Source organism: Burkholderia sp. Ac-20345 (assembly GCF_017104825.1).
GTDB lineage: Bacteria > Pseudomonadota > Gammaproteobacteria > Burkholderiales > Burkholderiaceae > Burkholderia > Burkholderia lata_B.
Genome location: NZ_JAAGPO010000241.1, coordinates 1 through 13,722, shown reverse-complemented (window position 1 = coordinate 13,722; position 13,722 = coordinate 1). Strand labels below are relative to the sequence as shown.

Here is a 13,722-nt window from a genome sequence, read left to right as displayed (position 1 = left end):
TTGCCGCCGTCGTTGCCACGACGGGCTGCGATGCAGCCGCCACCACCGGCGCCACAGGCGCGGGCGCTGCCGACGCCACGGCCGGCGCCGGGGCTGCAGATGCAACAGCCGGGGCCGGAACCTCATTCGCAACCACGGCAGACGCACCGCTCGCGGCCGCCTCTTCGACCGACGACGAGGATGCCGCCGCCGGCACGCTCGCGGCCGACGCATGCTCCGCGTCGCCGCTCTTGAAGCGCGCGAGCAGGCTCGACGAATCGCCGCCAGTGTGCCACATCAGTACTGCCACCACCGCGACGACGACGATGCCCGTGCCCCACAGCCACGGGTGATGCCGCGACGACCCGCCCAGCGGAATCGACACACGGCCGCGCGGCAGATCCGTCCCCGACGACGCGGGCATCGACAGGTCGACTTCCGGCACCCCGCGCTCACGGCGCAACGCCTGCGCGAACGGTTCCGGATCGACGCCGAGCATCTTCGCGTAGCTGCGCACGACACCGAGCGCGAACGTCACGCCGGGCAAATGGCTGATGTCGCCAGCCTCGAGCGCCCTGAGCTTCTGCGGTGCGACCTTGAGTCGCGCCGACACGTCATCGACGGTCCAACCCCTCGTCTCCCGAAGCTGCGCCAGCCGGCTGCCGACCGCCGCAAGCGATTCCAACCCTGCCGGTGCCGGCTTCGCGCCATTCGTCTCTGCGCCGTTAGACGGCTGCGGCTCACTCATCCTTGTCCTCGCGTCGATTCTTCTTCACTGGCGGCCGCCGCCGGCTCCCGCCGGCCGGCACCCGCAACTGTCCATACCATGCGCGACGCCGAGGCGCCGCGACCGATCGCTATTCGCGTGTTGTACCGCCTGAAGGTCCTGGCATCCCCGGCCAGGCGTCCCTGTCAAATCGCCCGAACTTCGATGATTTTTCCTGCTGCGCCCGTTCGTTCCGCAAGGCGCGTGCGGTCCTTCACTGCGCCGGCCAGCTGGCCGCACGCGGCATCGATGTCGTCGCCGCGCGTCTTGCGCACGGTCGTGACGACACCCGCGTCGATGAGGACCTGTGCAAAACGCTTGATCTGCTCCGTCTTCGAGCGGATGAGGCCCGATTCCGGAAACGGATTGAACGGGATCAGATTGAACTTGCACGGCACGTCGCGCGTGACGGCCAGCAGTTCGCGTGCATGCGCTTCGGTGTCGTTGACGCCGTCCAGCATGCAGTATTCGAAAGTAATGAAGTCGCGCGGCGCGACCTTCAGATAACGCTGGCAAGCCGCCATCAGCTCGCGCAGCGGATACTTCTTGTTGAGCGGCACCAGCTCGTCGCGCAGCGCATCGTTCGGCGCGTGCAGCGAAACGGCCAACGCGACCGGCAACTCGGCACCGAGGCGGTCCATCATCGGCACCACGCCGGACGTCGACAGCGTGACGCGGCGGCGCGACAGGCCGTACGCGTTGTCGTCGAGCATCAGCCGCATTGCCGGCACGACCGCGCTGTAATTCAGCAGCGGCTCGCCCATGCCCATCATCACGACGTTGGTGACGACCCGTTCGGCCTTGCCGTTCGGGCCGGGCGCGCGGCCCAGTGACGCTCGCAGTGCAAATTCGGCCATCCGTAGCTGGCCGATGATTTCGGCTGTCGACAGGTTGCGGGAAAAGCCCTGCTTGCCCGTCGAACAGAAGCGGCAGTTGACCGCACACCCGGCCTGCGACGACACGCACAGCGTGCCGCGCGTCTCTTCCGGGATGAATACGGTTTCGACCGCATTGCCGTTTCCGACGTCGATCAGCCACTTGCGCGTGCCGTCGGTGGAAACGTGATCGCTGGCGATCTCGGGCATGCCGATCGACGCGCGGCCCTTGAGTTTCTCTCTCAAGGACTTCGCGAGATCGGTCATGCCGTCGAAGTCGCCAGCGTTGTACTGGTGGATCCAGCGCTGCAACTGCTTGGCGCGGAACGGCTTCTCGCCGAGGCTGCCGCAGTACGCGACAAGACCCTCGGCATCGAAGTCGAGAAGATTGACGGTAGTTTCGCTCGTCATGATGTGCTGCCTTGCCGCGTGCGCTGAATCCTGCCTACTTGCTGCCAGCCAGGGCTTAGCGCGAGTAAACGTTCATTTCCGGGAAGAAGAACGCGACTTCGACCGCTGCCGTTTCAGCAGCGTCCGAGCCGTGCACGGCGTTCGCGTCGATGCTGTCGGCGAAGTCGGCGCGGATCGTGCCCTGTTCTGCCTTCTTCGGATCCGTTGCGCCCATCAGGTCGCGGTTCTTCAGGATCGCGCCTTCACCTTCCAGAACCTGGATCATCACCGGGCCCGAGATCATGAAATCGACGAGGTCCTTGAAGAACGGACGCGCTGCGTGAACCGCGTAGAACTTCTCTGCGTCAGCACGCGACAGGTGTGCCATGCGCGATGCGACGATCTTCAGGCCGGCGCCTTCGAAACGGCTGTAGATCTGGCCGATCACGTTCTTTGCCACCGCATCCGGCTTGATGATCGACAGGGTGCGCTCGATTGCCATAAAAACTCCAAAAAATTAAGAAGTTACAGGTTCAAATGAATCCGCTATTGTAGCACGATCCCGTGTATCATTGCGATTGAACCCTTACACGCATGAAAGGTTCAGAATCCAAATGTTTTGTGCCGCCGGGCCATTGAAACCTCCCGGCACGGAACGTATCTTAGCCATAGCTGCTCCGGTTTGCTGCGCCGCACACCGCGCGCGCCGAACCGGCCCCGGACGCACATGCGTTCAATGTTAGGAGAAACCATGAACGACTATCCGTACAATTTCGGCCGCGGCGGTTCCGTCAGCACCGCCGAAGTTCGCAACCGCGTGCTGCGGAACACGTACTGGCTGCTCGCGCTGTCGATGGTGCCGACCGTGCTGGGCGCCTGGGTCGGCGTCGCGACGGGCTTCTCGCTGTTCGCGGCCACGAGCCCGATGATGAGCCTGCTCGCGTTCTTCGCGATCGCGTTCGGCTTCATGTTCGCGATCGAGCGGACGAAAAACAGCGCGGCCGGCGTGTTCGTGCTGCTCGGCTTCACGTTCTTCATGGGCCTGATGCTGTCGCGGCTGCTGAGCTTCATCCTCGGCTTCTCGAACGGCCCGTCGCTGATCATGCTCGCGTTCGGCGGCACCGGCATCATCTTCGCCGCGATGGCGACGATCGCCACCGTCAGCAAGCGCGACTTCTCGGGGCTCGGCAAGTGGCTGTTCATGGGCGTGATCGTGATCCTGCTCGCATCGGTCGCGAACATCTTCCTGCAACTCCCGGCGCTGATGCTCACCGTGTCGGTCCTCGCGATCGCGATCTTCTCCGCCTACATGCTGTTCGACGTCCAGCGCGTCGTGAACGGCGGCGAGACGAACTACATCTCGGCAACGCTCGCGATCTACCTCGACCTGTACAACGTGTTCACGAACCTGCTCGCGCTGCTCGGCATCTTCGGCGGCAACCGCAACTGACGTTCACCACGCATCATGAAAAAACCGGCCCGCGGGCCGGTTTTTTTACGTCCGCCGCCTGGCTCAGTCGCGCTCGAACAGCGCGATCGATTCGACGTGCGACGTATTCGGGAACATGTTCACGACACCGGCGCCCTTCAGGCGGTAGCCGGCCTCGTGCACGAGCAGGCCCGCGTCGCGCGCCAGCGTCGACGGGTTGCACGACACGTAGACGATGCGCTTCGGCAGCGGGCCTTCGCCGCTCTGCGCGATCTCGGCCAGCGCCTTCGACACCGCGAGCGCGCCTTCGCGCGGCGGGTCGACCAGGAACTTGTCGAATGCACCGAGCGCACGGATGTCGTCGCCCGTCACTTCGAACAGGTTCCGGCACGCGAACGTCGTGTGGCCGTCGACACCGTTCTCGCGCGCGTTCGCCAGCGCGCGCGTCGTCAGCGTGTCGCTGCCCTCGATGCCCATCACCTCGCGCGACAGCCGCGCAAGCGGCAGCGTGAAGTTGCCGATCCCGCAGAACAGATCGAGCACGCGGTCGTCGCGCGACGGCGCGAGCAGGCGCAGCGCGCGGCCCACCAGCACGCGGTTGATCTGATGGTTGACCTGCGTGAAGTCGGTCGGCTTGAACGGCATGCGGATGCCGAATTCCGGCAGCGTGTAGTCGAGCGACACGTCGAGCGGATAGAACGGCGTCACCGTATCGGGGCCCTTCGGCTGCAGCCAGAACTGCACCTTGTGCTCGTCCGCGAACGCGCGCAGCAACGCTTCGTCGTCCGCGTTGATCGGCTCCAGCACGCGCAGCACGAGCGCCGTGACTTCCGAGCCGACCGCGAGCTCGATCTGCGGCATCCGATCGCGGATCGACAGCCCCTCGACGAGCCGGCGCAGCGGCACGAGCATCGCCGACACGTGCGGCGGCAGCACTTCGCAGCTCGTCATGTCGGCAACGTAGCTGCTCTTCTTCTCGTGGAACCCGACCAGCACGCCGCCCTTCTTCGCGACGTTGCGCACGGTCAGGCGTGCGCGGTAGCGATAGCCCCACGACGGGCCGTGGATCGGCGCGAACATCGTTTCCGCGCGCAGCTTCGCCAGGTGCCACAGGTTGTCTTCGAGCACGCGCTGCTTGACCGCCACCTGTGCGCGCATGTCGAGATGCTGCATCGAACAGCCGCCGCAGGTGCCGAAGAACGCGCATTTCGGCTTCGTGCGCATCACGCTCGGGCGCAGAATGTCGACAACCGTCGCCTGCTCGTAGCTCGGCTTGCGGCGGAAGCTCGAATAGGTCACGCGTTCGCCCGGCAGCGCACCCTCGACGAAGATGACCTTGCCCGGCTCGCCGTCCTCGGTGATCGTGCGGCCGACACCGCGCGCTTCCATGTCGAGCGATTCGATCTCGAGAACCGGGGCGATTCCGGGCGCGACGGGCGCATTTCTAGATTTGCGCGCAGAAGTGGGGACGGCTTCGGACACCAGCTTTTCCTGACAAACGTTGAAGAAGGCGAGATTGTAGACGACGAAGGCCCGCATCGCCCGCTTTGCATGACGCAAGCGTCGATACTTGAGCATAGACCGTCCGGCATCGCACCGGAACGGCCAGGCAGGCGGCCCGGGAGCGCCACGGCCGGGCGTGGGCCGACGAGCCGATCGGAAGCTGTCCTCGGCCCGAAATTGGCCCGGCAGGAGATTTGACCATGCGACTGATCGACTGGAACATCCAATGGGGTCGGGACGCGGACGGCGTCGTCGATCTTTCGCGCACGGTCGCGGCGATCCGCGCGCTCGGCGACTTCGACGTGCTGTGCCTGCAGGAGGTCACGCGCGGCTTCGGTGCACTGCCCGGCCGGCCCGGCGCCGACCAGTTCGCCGAACTCGCGGCGCTGCTGCCCGACTATACGATCGTCGAAGCGATCGGCGCCGACCTGCCGGCCATCGAACCGGGCGCACCGCGCCGCCAGTTCGGCAACGCGATCGCGACCCGGCTACCGGTCCGGCGCGTGCTCCGCCAGTTGCTGCCGTGGCCGGCCGACGCCGGCGCGCCGTCGATGCCGCGCGTCGCGCTGGACGTCGAGTTGCAGGCGCCCTTCGGGCCACTGCGGGTGGTCACCACGCATCTGGAATATTATTCGGCGCGCCAGCGGCTCGCTCAGGTCGACGCACTGCGTGACCGGCACCGCGAGGCCTGCGCACACGCGGCACAACCCGCGCCCGCCGAAACCGCCGAGGGACCGTTCAGCGCGACCGGCCAGCCGTGCGATGCGATCGTCTGCGGGGATTTCAACAGCGCGTTCGGCAGCGAGGCCTATTGCCGATTCCTGGAGCCGGTCGCAGACGCGCCGCGCTTCGTCGACGCATGGGTCGCTCGGCACCCAGGCCGCACGCCACCGCCGACGGCGGGCGTCTACGATACGGTGCAATGGTCGGAGGGGCCGCTCGCGTGCGACTTCGTGTTCGTAACCGATACGCTGCTGCCGCGCATCGTGCGCTGCGACATCGACGGCGACGTGCGCGCGTCGGATCACCAACCGGTGCTGCTCGAACTCTCCTGATTGCACCTGCCGCGGCGCAACCGGCCCGCGTTACGCGTCGAAGCCGGCCAGGTATTCGGCCCAGTGCGACGCAGGCTCCTGCGCAAGCGAGTTCTTCACGAGCAGGATCTCGTCCGCATACTCGCTCGGCGTCAGGCCGCCGCGCATCAACTGGAACCGGCAATACAGCAGGTAGGTATTGACGACGTCGGTTTCGCAATAGTTGCGGATTTCCTCGATCTGCCCGGCCTGGAACGCCGGCCACACCTGGCTGCCGTCCATCCCGAGCTTGCCCGGAAAGCCGCACATCTTCGCGAGCGCGTCGAGCGGCGCGTTCGCGCGCGCCTGATACATCGCGAGCACATCCATGAGGTCGGTATGCCGCGAGTGGTAGCGCGAAATGTAGTTGTTCCACTTGAAATCGCGGTCGTCCTCGCCGAGATCCCAGTAGCGAGACGCGGGAATGCCGTGCACGAGCGCGCGGTAATGGAGCACCGGCAGATCGAAGCCGCCGCCGTTCCACGACACGAGCTGCGGCGTGTATTTCTCGATCACGCGATAGAACGACTGGATCAGCGTCGCTTCGTTGTCCTGCGGCGTACCGAGCGAGCGCACGCGAAAACCGTTGTTGTCGCGGAACACGCACGAGATCGCCGCGATGCGCTGCAGGTGGTGCGGCAGGAAATCGCTACCCGTCTTCTCGCGGCGGGCGGCGAACGCATGTTCGGCCACCGCGGCATCGTCGAGCGTCGCGGGCAGGTCTTCCAGACGGCGAATGCCGTCGACATCGGGGATCGTCTCGATGTCAAAAACAAGAATCGGAGTCATCAGTTACAGAACGGCGTCCTTGCGCACGCCGTTGGAGGCGAAAAACCGCTTGAGGCGCACCAGCGCTTCCTGCTGGATCTGGCGCACGCGCTCGCGCGTGAGCCCCATCTCGTCGGCCAGCTCCTCGAGCGTCGCCGGTTCGATGTGGTTCAGGCCGAAGCGGCGCTCGATCACGTGCCGGTGCTTGTCGGACAGCCGTGACAGCCATGCGCGCGTCAGCGTCTCGAGCTCGCGGTGCTGCACCTCGGCGTCGGGTGACTGGCTCTGGTCGTCGGGCAGCAGGTCGAGCAGGCTGCTCGCGGGATCGAGGTCGAGCGGCGCGTCGAGCGACGCCGTGTGCTCGTTGAGCGCGAGGATGTCGGTGACTTCCTCGGCGGTCTTGCCGGTGAGATAGGCGATGTCGTCGATGCTGGCTTCGCGGCGCTCGGCCGCCTCGCCCGTCGACATCGAATTCTTTTCGAGGTGGCGCTTCGCGCGCAGCACCTGGTTCAGTTCGCGGATCACGTGCACGGGCAGGCGCACCGTGCGGGCCTGGTTCATGATTGCCCGCTCGATGCTCTGCCGGATCCACCACGTCGCATAGGTCGAGAAACGAAAGCCGCGCGTCGGGTCGAATTTTTCGATTGCGTGCATCAGGCCGAGGTTGCCTTCCTCGATCAGGTCGAGCAGCGGCACGCCACGGTTCAGATACCCCTTCGCGATGCTGACGACGAGGCGCAGGTTGCGCTCGATCATCACCTGCCGCGCCTCGAATTCGCCGGCCTTGGCCAGACGCGAATAACGCTGCTCCTCCTCGACGGTGAGCAGCGGCTTCACGCTGATGCGGTTCAGGTAATGCTGGATCGTGTCGGCCGTGAGCTCGGCCTGCAGCATCGAGCGGAAATCGTCGACGTCGGGCGCCGCCTCCGAGCGGCCTTCGCGCTCGCCGTCGCCACCGTCCGCGTCGGCGTCGCGTGCCTCAAGGTCACGCTCGTTGTCCGCGACGTCGTCTTCGTCATCCGTCGAAGCACCAGCTCGCCCCACCGACGCTTGCGTGGCACGACTGATCTTCTCAGACTCGGCTTGCGGCTCGTGGCGCTTCGATTTCGGCATGGTCGTCTCGGTTATTGAGGCGGCAAATACTTCAGCGGATCGACAGGTTTACCCTGCCGGCGAACCTCGAAATGCAGCATCACGCGGTCGGAATCGCTGTTCCCCATCTCGGCGATCTTCTGCCCCTTCGTTACCGCGTCCCCCTCTTTTACCATCAAAGCGCGATTGTGTGCATACGCCGTGAGGTAAGTTGCATCGTGCTTGATGATAATGAGGTTGCCGTAGCCGCGCAGACCATTGCCGGAGTAGACGACGCGGCCGTCGGCCGCCGCCTTCACGGTCTCGCCGGCCGTGCCGCCGATATTGACGCCCTTGTTCTTCGCGTCGTCGAAACCGTTCAGCACGGGACCGCGCGCGGGCCACGCGAACGTCACGGGGCCGCTCGGCGCGGCTGCCGTATCGCTCGATGCGGCTGCCGCCGCAGGCGGCGTCGTAACCGACGACGTACCGGCGGCCGGCGTTGCCGGGCCACTGCTGAGCGGCGCGGTAGCAACGGCAGCACCCGCGATCGGCGCGGCGACCTGCGTGCCCGCAACGGCGGCACCGGCCTGCGGCGAAACGCGCAGCAGCTGGTCGACTTCAATCTGATTCGGGTTTGCCAGGTTGTTCCACGCGGCGATGTCGCGATAGTTCTGCCCGTTTTCGAGTGCGATCCGGTACAGCGTGTCGCCCGGCTTTACCCGGTAGTAACCCGGTGGTGCCGGAGGGAGCGGCGCCGCGGGCTGCGCGGTGCCGGTCGTGCCGAGCGAACCGGAGCGATCGACGACGGGCGCGTTGTCGAGCCGCGTCGCACAGGCGGCCAGTAGCGTGGAGAACGCAGCTACGCAGATCGCGCGCTGGGCGAGCGTGAGCGGTTCCCTGGAACGGTTGTTTTGCATCGCGCGCAACATACTCATCGGTTTCAAATTACTCCGGATTTTAAAGGGACAAAGAAAACGCGATCAAGCCGTGACTCTCGCCATTGCGCGTGCGCGACGCGCTCGACGAGCGTCAGCACCTGGTGCTGCCCGCTCTGCGCGCCGACCGGCGCGACGAGCCGCCCGCCGATCGCGAGCTGCTCGAGCAGCGCCTGCGGCACGTCGAGCCCCGCCGCCGCGATCACGATCGCGTCGAACGGGGCCGCGGACGGCAGGCCGACACGCCCGTCGCCGTAGTGCAGACGGATGTTCGGCACGCGCAGCGGCCGCAGGTTCAGCTTCGCGCGCTCGTAGAGCGGCTTGATGCGTTCAATCGAATACACGTCGCGTGCCACGTGGCTCAGCACGGCGGCCTGATAGCCGCAGCCCGTGCCGATCTCGAGCACGCGCTCGAGCGTGCGGCCGGCCATCGCGAGCTCGATCATGCGCGCGACGACCGACGGCTTTGAAATGGTCTGCTGGTGGCCGATCGGCAACGCGGAATCCTCGTAGGCCTGCGTCGCAAGCCCCGGATCCACGAACATGTGACGCGGCACCGCGGCCATCGCTTCCAGCACGCGCGCGTCGGTCACGCCGTTCGCGCGCAGCCGTTCGACCATCCGTTCGCGCACACGTTCCGACGTGAGCGCGAACGCGCCGGCCGGCGCGACGCTCGGCGCAGCCGGCTTCGGCAATGCGGGCTTCAGCGCGGTCGGCTTCGGTGCGGTCGCGGGCTTCGCGGCGGCGGAACCGGGCAACACCGTTCGCGCCGCGGCAGGCTTCACCGCAACCGGCTTCAGCCCGGCCGCGGGCTTGTCGGCGGCCTTCGATACCGCGACCGCCGCATGGCGTTCGCCGGCCCGACCTTCCGACTTGCGTGGCGCTCGCTTGAGATCTTCGAGCGCGAGCGGGAACCGCTTCGCGCGCTCGCCGCTCATGAAGCCCGCCCTCCGGCGCGCGCCCATTCGCGCGTCGCGGGCAGCATCTGCGTATGCGTGAGGTCCAGCTGCAGCGGCGTGATCGACACGAAACCGTTTGCCACCGCGTGAAAATCGGTGCCCTCGCTGGCGTCCAGCGCGTCGCCCGCCGCGCCGATCCAGTAGATCGGTTCACCGCGCGGGTCGGTCTGGCGAATCACCGGCTGCGACGGATGACGCTTGCCGAGGCGCGTGACCTTCCAGCCTTTCAGTTCGCCGTAAGGGAGGTTCGGAATATTGACGTTCAGCAGCGGCTGGCCCGGCAGCGGATGCGCGAGGTAGTGCTCGACGATTTCCGCGGCGACGCGCGCGGCGTCGGCCAGATGGGCCCAGCCCTTGTCGGCCAGCGAAAACGCAATGGCCGGCACGCCGAACATGATGCCTTCGGTGGCGGCCGCAACTGTCCCCGAATAGAGCGTGTCTTCGCCCATGTTCTGGCCGTTGTTGATCCCGGAAACGACGAGATCCGGCCTGGCGTCGGCCATCCCCGTCAACGCGACGTGCACCGAATCGGTCGGCGTGCCGTTCACATAGAAGAAACCCGTACTCGCCGCGCGCTGCACCGACAGCGGCCGCGACAACGTGAGGGAATTCGACGCGCCGCTGCAGTTCTGCTCGGGCGCGATCACCGTGAGCTCGGCCAGCGGCTGCAGCGCGTCGCTGAGCGCGGCGAGACCGGGGGCGAGATAGCCGTCGTCGTTGCTGAGTAGGATTCGCATCCGGCGATTGTAACCGAGGAAAGATGGCGCGAGAGCGACAGTCCGGCGACTGCGGATGGACGGTTGCGGACACCCGTACACGCTGCACCGCCGCGTTGCGCGGCGGCGTTGAGCATGCTCAGGAAAAGGCCGGGCGGCCCCGGGTTTTCCCCGCCGACGGCGCCCCCCTTGGGGCATGCTCCGTTCCGGGAGCCTGGCGCGAAGCGACAGGCCCGAGGTTGCTCAAATCGCGCCCGCGTCGCGCAGTGCGGCAATCGCCTGCGCGTCGTAGCCGAGGCCGCGCAGCACCTCGTCCGTATGCTCGCCGAGCTCAGGCCCGAGCCAGCGCGTTTCGCCCGGCGTGTCCGACAGCTTCGGCGTGATGTTCGGCAGCGGAATGTCGGTGCCGTCGGCCAGCTTGAAACGCTGGATCATCTGCCGCGCGACGAACTGCGGATCGGTGAACATGTCGGCGGCGCTGTAGATGCGCCCGGCCGGCACGTCGGCCGCGTTGAGCACGACGAGCGCTTCATCGATCGTGCGCGGCGCGAGCCACGCGGCAATCGCGTCGTCGATCTCCTGCGTGCGCGGCACGCGCCCGTCGTTTTGCGCGAGCGCGGGATCGTCGGCGAGGTCGTCGCGCTCGATCGCCTTCATCAGCCGCTTGAAGATGGGATCGCTGTTGCCGCCGATCACGATGCTGCCGTCGCGGCACGCATACGTATTCGACGGCACGATGCCCGGCAGCGACGCGCCGGTGCGCTCGCGCACCATCCCGTACACGCCGTATTCGGGCACCACGCTTTCCATCATGTTGAAGACGGCTTCATACAGTGCAACGTCGACCACCTGCCCCGCACCGCCGTTGACCTTGCGGTGATGCAGTGCCATCAGGGCGCCGATCACGCCGTGCAGCGCAGCGATCGAATCGCCGATCGAGATGCCGATACGCGGCGGCGGCAACTCGGGATAGCCGGTAATGTGACGCAACCCGCCCATCGATTCGGCGATCGCGCCGAAGCCGGGACGGTCGCGGTACGGGCCCGTCTGCCCGTAGCCGGACAGGCGCACCATCACGAGGCCGGGATTGTCGGCCGACAGCACGTCGTAGCCGAGCCCGAGCTTTTCGAGCAGGCCCGGGCGGAAGTTCTCGATCACGATGTCGGCCTCGCGCGCGAGTTGCCGCGCGATCGCCTTGCCGGCGTCGGCCTTCAGGTTGAGCGTGACCGATTTCTTGTTGCGCGCCTGGACGGACCACCACAGCGATGTGCCGCCCTGCTCGGGATGGAGCTTGCGCCACTTGCGCAGCGGGTCGCCGCCGTTCGGATCCTCGATCTTGATCACTTCCGCGCCGAATTCGGCGAACAGCCGCGACGCGAACGGCCCCGCGATCAGCGTTCCGAATTCGAGCACTTTGACGCCCGCGAGCGGGCCCTGGCTGGTGCTCATGTGTCTCCCTGGCATGAGGAACGGCGCCGCCGACCGGCGGCGCCCGGCTTACATCGTGCGGCGGTCGAGCATCGCGCGGGCGATAGTGCCCGCGTCGACGTATTCGAGCTCGCCGCCCACCGGCACGCCGCGCGCGAGGCGCGTGACCGCGAGCCCCCGCGCCTTCAGCGTCTGGCCGAGGTAGTGCGCGGTGGCTTCGCCTTCGTTGGTGAAGTTGGTCGCGAGCACGACTTCCTTGACGACGCCGTCGGACGCGCGTCGCACGAGGCGGTCGAAATGAATTTCCTTCGGGCCGATCCCGTCGAGCGGACTCAGCCGCCCCATCAACACGAAATACAGCCCGCGGTAAGTCATCGTCTGCTCGAGCATGATCTGGTCGGCAGGCGTCTCGACGACGCACAGCAGCGTCGGATCACGCTCTTCGTCGCTGCAGACCTCGCAGATCTGCGCTTCGGTGAACGTGTTGCACTTCTCGCAGTGCTGCAGGTGCTCGGTCGCGAACAGCAGCGACCGGCCGAGCCGCTCCGCGCCCTCGCGGTCGTGCTGCATCAGGTGGACCGCCATGCGCTGCGCGGATTTCGGCCCGACGCCGGGCAGCACGCGCAACGCTTCGACGAGAGCGGACAGGGCGGACGGCTGTTTCATACGGCGGCAAAAAGTGGCACGGACGCTGCGCTCAGAACGGCAGCTTGAAGCCCGGGGGCAGCGGCAGGCCCGACGTCATGCCGCTCATCTTTTCTTGCGACGTCGCTTCGGCCTTGCGCACGGCGTCGTTGAACGCAGCCGCGACGAGATCCTCGAGCATGTCCTTGTCGTCCGCGAGCAGGCTCGGGTCGATCGACACGCGACGCACTTCGTTGCGGCACGTCATCGTCACCTTGACGAGGCCGGCACCCGACTGCCCTTCGACTTCGATGAGCGCAAGCTGCTCCTGCATCTTCTTCATGTTTTCCTGCATTTGCTGCGCTTGCTTCATCAGTCCGGCGAGGTTGCCTTTCAACATGGGAATACTCCTTCTTGATCGTGTGAAAACCGGCACGCGGCGCGTGCCGGCCAATGTGTGGGCGTGATTGTGCCTGTCGCGGGGCGGTCAGTTCAATGCAGCGTCGGCGGCGGGCCGTCCGGCGCCGCATCGGCGAGCGGACGCACCGAACCCTCGACGATGCGCGCACCGAAGTCGCGCACGAGCTGCTGGACGAACGGATCGCCGTGAATCTCCTGCTCGGCCTCGCGCTGGCGTGCCGCGCGCGCGGCCGCGTCGAGCGCCGCCGCGGTACGCCGTGCGGGCCCGACTTCGACGGCCACCTCGACCGGCTTGCCGAGCGCATCGGCCAGCGCGGCCTTCAGCTTCGCCACCTGTGCGGCGTCCGCATATTGCGGCACCGGCACGGAAAGTTTCAACGTCGTCGCATCGACGGCCGTCAGTTCGCTGTTGAACGCGAGCTGGTACGCGACACCCTTGAGCGGCAGCCGCGCGGCCAGCGCCGGCCATTCGCCGTCGAAGCCGACCGGATCGAGTGCGATCGCGGGCGGCAACGGACGCGTGTCGACCGGTGCGGACGGACGGGTATCCGCCGGCCTCGGCGTCACGCGCACATCGTCGGGGCCGCTGTCGAACACCGGCACGAAGCCATCGTCGGGCGGGCCGCCGAACATCTCGTCGGCGCTGAGCGGGACGTAGTCGTCCGGCGGGATGTCCTCCCACGGCGGTGAGGCCTGGCGCGAATCGGCTGCCTGCGGCGCACGGGCCGCGGCGCGCGGCGTCGGCACCTGCACGGCAGCCGGACGCGGTGCGGCCGGCTTCTG

At 66.8% G+C, this 13,722-nt stretch carries 15 protein-coding genes; 2 read left to right on the top strand and 13 right to left on the bottom strand.

Annotated features, from left to right (window positions below; all coding sequences use genetic code 11):
- The 3 genes from G3O06_RS42160 to ndk form a co-directional block, all read right to left on the bottom strand.
- Positions 1-727 (bottom strand): helix-turn-helix transcriptional regulator (locus G3O06_RS42160; RefSeq protein WP_205819603.1); only part of this gene is annotated, 727 nt, incomplete at its 3' end.
- 164 nt (positions 728-891) lie between these two features.
- Positions 892-2,031 (bottom strand): 23S rRNA (adenine(2503)-C(2))-methyltransferase RlmN, encoded by a 1,140-nt coding sequence (gene rlmN / locus G3O06_RS42155; RefSeq protein WP_174967496.1) that lies wholly within the window; start codon positions 2,029-2,031, stop codon positions 892-894.
- Positions 2,032-2,086: 55 nt separating this feature from the next.
- Positions 2,087-2,512, bottom strand: coding sequence for a nucleoside-diphosphate kinase (gene ndk, locus G3O06_RS42150; protein WP_047900843.1), 426 nt, complete (start codon positions 2,510-2,512; stop codon positions 2,087-2,089).
- A gap of 249 nt (positions 2,513-2,761) precedes the next feature.
- Between ndk and G3O06_RS42145 the strand changes: the two genes are divergently transcribed.
- Positions 2,762-3,460 (top strand): Bax inhibitor-1/YccA family protein, encoded by a 699-nt coding sequence (locus G3O06_RS42145; protein ID WP_006761414.1) that lies wholly within the window; start codon positions 2,762-2,764, stop codon positions 3,458-3,460.
- A 63-nt stretch (positions 3,461-3,523) separates the two neighbouring features.
- Here G3O06_RS42145 and rlmD read toward each other — a convergent pair whose 3' ends face one another.
- The gene (gene rlmD / locus G3O06_RS42140; RefSeq protein WP_175005290.1) at positions 3,524-4,921 is read right to left on the bottom strand and encodes a 23S rRNA (uracil(1939)-C(5))-methyltransferase RlmD; all 1,398 of its coding nucleotides are present in this window, start codon (positions 4,919-4,921) and stop codon (positions 3,524-3,526) included.
- A 221-nt stretch (positions 4,922-5,142) separates the two neighbouring features.
- Here rlmD and G3O06_RS42135 point away from each other — a divergent pair, with 221 nt between their 5' ends.
- Entirely contained in the window at positions 5,143-5,997 is an 855-nt protein-coding gene (locus tag G3O06_RS42135; protein ID WP_205819602.1) for an endonuclease/exonuclease/phosphatase family protein, read from the top strand.
- Positions 5,998-6,027: 30 nt separating this feature from the next.
- Here the strand turns inward: G3O06_RS42135 and G3O06_RS42130 are convergent, their stop codons facing one another.
- The 9 genes from G3O06_RS42130 to G3O06_RS42090 all read right to left on the bottom strand — a co-directional run.
- The gene (locus tag G3O06_RS42130; RefSeq protein WP_174967494.1) at positions 6,028-6,804 is read right to left on the bottom strand and encodes a 3'-5' exonuclease; all 777 of its coding nucleotides are present in this window, start codon (positions 6,802-6,804) and stop codon (positions 6,028-6,030) included.
- Between the two features lie 3 nt (positions 6,805-6,807).
- Entirely contained in the window at positions 6,808-7,896 is a 1,089-nt protein-coding gene (rpoS, locus tag G3O06_RS42125) for an RNA polymerase sigma factor RpoS (RefSeq protein ID WP_205819601.1), read from the bottom strand.
- Positions 7,897-7,907: 11 nt separating this feature from the next.
- Positions 7,908-8,792 (bottom strand): peptidoglycan DD-metalloendopeptidase family protein, encoded by an 885-nt coding sequence (locus G3O06_RS42120; RefSeq protein WP_174914824.1) that lies wholly within the window; start codon positions 8,790-8,792, stop codon positions 7,908-7,910.
- Between the two features lie 5 nt (positions 8,793-8,797).
- The gene (locus G3O06_RS42115) at positions 8,798-9,730 is read right to left on the bottom strand and encodes a protein-L-isoaspartate(D-aspartate) O-methyltransferase (RefSeq protein WP_174914822.1); all 933 of its coding nucleotides are present in this window, start codon (positions 9,728-9,730) and stop codon (positions 8,798-8,800) included.
- Positions 9,727-10,488 carry a 5'/3'-nucleotidase SurE gene (surE, locus tag G3O06_RS42110; protein WP_174967492.1) on the bottom strand — a complete coding sequence of 254 codons (762 nt, stop codon included), beginning with the start codon at positions 10,486-10,488 and terminating at the stop codon, positions 9,727-9,729. The genes G3O06_RS42115 and surE overlap by 4 nt, the downstream gene beginning before the upstream one ends.
- Before the next feature lie 222 nt (positions 10,489-10,710).
- A complete protein-coding gene (locus tag G3O06_RS42105) occupies positions 10,711-11,916 on the bottom strand; it encodes a CaiB/BaiF CoA-transferase family protein (protein ID WP_122945560.1) in 1,206 nt (401 codons plus the stop codon).
- A gap of 48 nt (positions 11,917-11,964) precedes the next feature.
- Positions 11,965-12,561 carry a recombination mediator RecR gene (gene recR / locus G3O06_RS42100; protein ID WP_006478665.1) on the bottom strand — a complete coding sequence of 199 codons (597 nt, stop codon included), beginning with the start codon at positions 12,559-12,561 and terminating at the stop codon, positions 11,965-11,967.
- 31 nt (positions 12,562-12,592) lie between these two features.
- Positions 12,593-12,919: a YbaB/EbfC family nucleoid-associated protein gene (locus G3O06_RS42095; protein WP_006482124.1), complete on the bottom strand. Its 327-nt coding sequence runs from the start codon at positions 12,917-12,919 to the stop codon at positions 12,593-12,595.
- A gap of 92 nt (positions 12,920-13,011) precedes the next feature.
- On the bottom strand, positions 13,012-13,722 hold a 711-nt coding region (locus G3O06_RS42090; protein WP_277403789.1), incomplete at its 5' end, for a DNA polymerase III subunit gamma/tau C-terminal domain-containing protein.